This window comes from Streptomyces otsuchiensis (genome assembly GCF_004305975.1).
GTDB classification, from domain to species: domain Bacteria; phylum Actinomycetota; class Actinomycetes; order Streptomycetales; family Streptomycetaceae; genus Streptomyces; species Streptomyces otsuchiensis.
Map to the genome: position 1 here is coordinate 1 of NZ_BHZI01000343.1, position 5,461 is coordinate 5,461.

Here is a 5,461-nt window from a genome sequence, read left to right on the forward strand (position 1 = left end):
GCGATGGAAGAGGACACGCTCTGCCTTCCGGTGGTGGGGTGCGAACGTGGTGGTCATACGGACGGGCCGGCCGAGCGGCCGGTACCGGCCCGGCGGCGTGCACCAGTCGCCGACGGCCGGGTCCCAGAGCTGGAAGGCGCGCGGGGCCACGGTGATCTCGGCGACCGCCGTCTCCCCCGGCTCGGCCGTCACCACGGCGAAGCCCGCCAGCGACCGCACGGGCCGGCGCCAGCCCTCCTGCGGCGCCTCCAGATAGACCTGGACGACCTCCCGGCCGCTACGGGGACCGGTGTTGGTCACCGAGACCCGCAGCCGGACCGGGCCGATCTCCCGTTCACCTCCGGGCAGTCCGGCGGCCGACAGCGGGGAGTCGGGGACGGAGCCGGAGACCGAGACGGCGTCGTACCGCCACTCCGTCCACCCCACGCCGTGCCCGAACGGGTAGGCGGGCACCCGGTGTTCGCGGTCCCACCCGCGGTGGCCGATGTCCGGCCCCTCCTCGTAGGCGACCACCGAGTCCACGGGAACGGCGTGCGGGACGGGGACGTCACCGGCACGGGCGGGCAGCGTCCACGGCAGCCGGCCGGCCGGTTCGACGCGACCCAGCAGGACGTCGGCGAGCGCGTGCCCGGCCTCCTGCCCAGGCAGCCATGCCCACAGCAGGGACGGCACCTCCCGCGCCCAGGGCAGCAGCACGGGTGCGCCCGCGTTGACGACGGCGACGGTGCGCGGGTTGGCGGCGGCGACCGCGCGCACCAGCTCGTCCTGGGGGCCGGGCAGCTCCAGTCCGGTACGGTCCCAGCCCTCCGACTCCACCTCCTCGTTGGTGCCGACGACGACCACGGCCACGTCGGCCTCCCGCGCGGCGGCGACGGCCTCGGCCATCTCCTCCCGCGCGCTCTGCCGGGGCGCCCTGTGCCGCAGGTGACAGGTGACGAACCGGCCGTAGCCCTCGGCGTCCACCACGTCCAGGCCGATCTCCAGGTCGTGGCTTCGGGTACCGCCATCGGGGACAGTGATCTCGGTGGTGGTGGTCAGCGGGTTGTTGTGGGTGGAGTCCAGCACCAGTTCCACGCCGCGGTCGTCGTCACCGGCGGCGATCCGCTCGCCGTCGAGCAGCGCCCGGTACCGGCCGATGGCACCGGCGACCAGGTGGTGGGTGCCGGGTTCGGTGAGGGTGAGGCGGGTGCGCAGCACGACGCGGTGGGTGGCGGCGGGGTAGTCGCCGTGGTGGCCCCAGTCGCCGGTGGGGCGGACGGTGGTGCCGAGCAGCCGGCCGTCGGCGTCGAAGTGGTCGGCGCGCACACCGGTGGTGCCGGTGTCGGGGTCGGTGAGCAGCTCGGGGTCGACGAACGGCGGCAGCCGGCGCGCGTCCCCGCCGCGGTGGACGGTCAGCTCGACATGCGGGGGCAGCGCCTCGCGCAGCCCCTCGGCGTAGCCGACGGTGCGCCCGGCCGGGACGTAGGCGCTGCCGCCGCCCTGGAGGTAGGGCGCGACGGCGTTGGGGCCGATCAGGGCGACGCGGCGCAGCGCTCCGGGGTCCAGCGGCAGCAGCGTGGTGCCGTCGGCGAGGGTGGCGGCGCGCAGCGCCACCGTGGAGCGGGCGGCCGTCTCGCGCAGCAACGCCCGCTCGTCGTCGGTGGGTTCGGCCGGGACGGGCGCCAGGTGCTCGCTGGGCGGCACCGGTGCCCGGTCGCCGGGGGCCCAGGGCGCGGTGCGGCGGCCGACGCGCTCGGCCAGCCACAGCAGTCGGATCACCTTGTCGTCGACCAGCTCTTCGGGGACCCGTCCGGCGCGCACCGCCGCGACCAGCGCCGGTCCCCACGGGCCGTCGGGTCCCGGCATGACCAGGTCCAGGCCGCCGAGGGCGGAGGCGGCGGTGCTGCGGGTGGCGGCCCAGTCGCTGACGACCGGTCCGGCGAACTCCCACTCGCCCTTGAGGACGCCGCGCAGCAGCCGCCGGTGCTCGGTCATCGGCGCGGCCTCGGCGGCGTCCGGGCCGACGTGTGCCCGCAGGTCGGTGACGGGGTGTTCGACGCCGGAGTAGGCGGCCATCACGCTCCAGGCGCCGTCCTCGCCGAGGACGCGTTCGAACGGCGCCAGGTAGACCTCGCGGAGGGTGCGTTCGTCCACCCGTGAGCGGTAGCGGGTGCGGTCGGTCTCGGAGTCGTTGGCGACGAAGTGCTTGAGGCAGGCGGCGACACCGGCGTCCTGGAGGCCGGTGACCAGGGCGGCGGCCAGCTCTCCGGTGAGCAGGGGGTCCTCGGCGAGGTACTCGAAGTGACGCCCGGCGACCGGCGTGCGCTGGAGGTTCACCAGCGGTGCCAGCAGCACGTGCACCCCCTTGCGGCGGGCCTCCCGGGCGAAGAGGGCGCCGAGCCGCGTGGCCAGCTCCGGGTCCCAGGTCGCGCCCAGCGCGCTGGGCGCGGGGGCGAGCAGCCCGGTCGCGGAGGGGTCCGCGCCGGTGCCGCGCACGCCCTGCGGCCCGTCGGACATCACAACAGGGTGGAGTCCCAGCCGTGGTTCGGCGGGCAGGGACCACACGTCGGCGCCGGTCAGCAGCCGCACCTTGGACTCCAGGTCCAGGGTGCGCACCAGCCGGGCCGTCCCGTTCTCCCCCGGCGGTGTCGCCGGGGCTCCGGCGGTGGCTGCGCTCCCGCCCGCCGAGGCGGCGGCTGCTGCTGCGGTGGCGGAGGTGCCCGGGGTGGTCATGAGTCCTGCCTCTCGGAGTGTCCGCGGGGTGGCGCGCCCGGCGGCGGGCGGTGACGGCGTGGCGCGCCACGGCCCGCCGGCGCGGTCGCGCACGGAGTGCTCGGGGGAATGAAAGCATGGTTACCGAGCACTCGGTAGGTATCCCGGGAACCTTACTTACCGAGTACTCGGTAACCATGTCGCCGCCCAGCCCGCACACGGCCCGCCGCCGTCACCGACGGCCCCGTAGACTCCGGCGGGTGACGGCGAACCGGGCGGGCGACGACAGACGGGCACGTGCCCCCAGGCGCTCCCGGGAAGAGCGCAGCACGGAGATCCTGCGGATCGCGATGGAGACGTTCGCGACCCGCGGCTACCACAACGCGTCGCTGGCGGAGATCGCGGACCGGGTCGGGCTGACCCAGGCCGGAGTCCTCCACTACTTCTCCTCCAAGGCGGGGCTGCTCACCGGGGTCCTGGAGCTGCGCGACAACTCCGGCCACGACGACCTCGGCGGCGAACGGCCCCACGGGCTGGCCTTCCTGCGGCATCTGGTGGAGACGACGCGGCGCAACGCCTCGCGCGAGGGCATCGTCCGGCTGTACGCGGTGCTCTCCGCGGAGAGCGTGACGGACGGCCACCCCGCGCGCGACTACTTCCGGGACCGCTACACGGGGCTGCGCGCGATGCTCACCCGGGCGCTCGCGGAGGCTGAGGCGGCGGGCGAGCTGCCGGCCGGGGCGGATCACGCGACGGTGGCGGCCGCCGTGATCGCGGTGATGGACGGGCTCCAGGTGCAGTGGCTGCTGTCACCGGAGACGGTGGACATGGCGTCGGCCACCGAGGCGACCATCACCGCTCTGATCGGCCGTGAACTGCCCCCGGCGCCCGGGGGCGACGGGCCTGGCGGCGCAGCCGGCGAAGCACCGGGCGGCGCACCGGGCGGCGCGTGAACCGCGGAGCACACAGTTCCGGAACTCCCCTCTCTTGAAACCCAGTTGTGCAGGCGATGCAATGGAGCCGCACCAGGCTCCTTCACATCCCCCCACAACCGCGCCCGCCACCGTCGCGCCCCGTGCGCGCGCCGCCGGGCGCGGGTTCGATGGCGGCACACCCGCCAGAGAGGACGTGGCCCATGACGGGTCCGTGGCCCGCCCGTGCCCGCTCCGCCCCCGACTCCCCACACCCCCGACGAGGACGCCCGCTGTCGCGACGACGCCAGCGCGTCACGGTCGCCGCGCTGGCGCTGAGCCTCGGCGCCTCGCTCCTGGCCTCCGGCACCACCGCCACCGCCCTCCCGGACGCGGCACCGCCGCCGGCCGAGGCCCCGGCGGCCGCTCCGCCCACCACGCAGAACGTCGTCTTCCAGGACGACTTCAACGGCCCGGCGGGCTCGGCGGTGGACGGCAGCAAGTGGACCCTGGAGGTCGGTGACAACTCGGGAAACAACCGCGAGCTCCAGTACTACACACCGGGCACCAACAACGCGGCGCTGGACGGCAACGGCAACCTCGCCATCACCGCCCGCCAGGAGAACCCGAACAACTACCAGTGCTGGTACGGCCGGTGTGAGTACACCTCGGCCCGGCTCAACACCGCCGGGAAGTTCAACGCCCAGTACGGCCGCGTCGAGGCCCGCATCAAGATCCCGCGCGGGCAGGGCATGTGGCCCGCGTTCTGGATGCTCGGCTCCGACTACGCCAACGTCGGCTGGCCGCAGACCGGCGAGATCGACATCATGGAGAACGTCGGTTTCGAACCCGGCAGGGTGCACGGCACCCTCCACGGCCCCGGCTACTCGGCGGGGGGTGGCATCGGCGCCTCCTACACCCTGCCCGGCGGGCAGCGCTTCGCCGACAACTTCCACGTCTTCGCGGTGGACTGGGCCCCGGACCGCATCACCTGGTCGGTCGACGGCAACGTCTACCAGACCCGCACCCCCGCCGATCTCGGCGGTCGGCAGTGGGTGTTCAACAAGCCGTTCTTCCTGATCCTCAACTTCGCCGTCGGCGGTGAATGGCCCGGCTACCCCGACGGTTCCGCGCCGATGCCGCAGCAGATGCTCATCGACTACGTGCGCGTCAGCGAGGGGCAGGCACCGCCGGCCGGCCGCACCGGCACCATCACCGGCCTGGCCGGGAAGTGCGTGGACGTGGCCAACGCCAGTTCGGCCAACGGCACCCCGATCCAGCTCCACGACTGCAACGGCAACGCCGCCCAGCAGTGGACGGTCGCCGCCGACGGCACCCTCCGTGCCTTCGGCAAGTGCCTCGACGTGGACGGCCCCTCCACCGCCGACGGCGCCGCCGTCCACCTCTGGGACTGCCACGGCGGCGCCAGTCAGCGATGGGCGATCAGCGGAGCGCGCGACATCGTGAACATCCCGGCGGACAAGTGTCTCGACGTGCGGGAACACAACTCGAACAACGGCACCCGGCTCCAGATCTGGACGTGTTCCGGCAACCCCAACCAGAAGTGGAACAGCCCCTGACCGGGAACTGACGCGGCACCGGCCGGCCGTGCCGCCCACCTCCGTCGCGGGGGTGGGCGGCACGGCCGTTCCACAACCCGGCCGCGCACCGGAGGAGTTCAGGAGCGCGGCTCAATCCCCACGCGGTCCGGCCTGCCGGCCCCGACGGGCGGCGCCGTCATCGCGGGCGGCGCCGTCATCGCGCGTGGGGCCGTCATCGCGCGTGGGGCGCCGGCCCGGTGGAGTCGCGTGCCATCAGCCGGTGGCCGGTCGCCTGCCGCCGGGGGCGGGCGACCGGCC

General features: G+C 74.6%; 3 protein-coding genes. 2 read left to right on the forward strand and 1 reads right to left on the reverse strand.

Annotated features, from left to right (window positions below; genetic code table 11):
• Window positions 1–2,712 (reverse strand): beta-glucosidase family protein (locus E0D90_RS23180; RefSeq protein ID WP_130799946.1); only part of this gene is annotated, 2,712 nt, incomplete at its 3' end.
• Window positions 2,713–3,041: 329 nt separating this feature from the next.
• Here E0D90_RS23180 and E0D90_RS23185 point away from each other — a divergent pair.
• On the forward strand, window positions 3,042–3,644 hold the full coding sequence (locus E0D90_RS23185) for a TetR/AcrR family transcriptional regulator (protein ID WP_130799948.1): 603 nt from the start codon (window positions 3,042–3,044) through the stop codon (window positions 3,642–3,644).
• A gap of 182 nt (window positions 3,645–3,826) precedes the next feature.
• Entirely contained in the window at window positions 3,827–5,182 is a 1,356-nt protein-coding gene (locus tag E0D90_RS23190) for a ricin-type beta-trefoil lectin domain protein (protein WP_130799947.1), read from the forward strand.
• Window positions 5,183–5,461 lie beyond the last annotated feature (279 nt).

What these genes read in the sequence shown, in the direction of transcription:
- E0D90_RS23190 (WP_130799947.1), top strand. Translation starts at nt 3,827, where the DNA reads ATGACGGGTCCGTGGCCCGCCCGTGCCCGCTCCGCCCCCGACTCCCCA.
- E0D90_RS23185 (WP_130799948.1), top strand. Translation starts at nt 3,042, where the DNA reads ATGGAGACGTTCGCGACCCGCGGCTACCACAACGCGTCGCTGGCGGAG.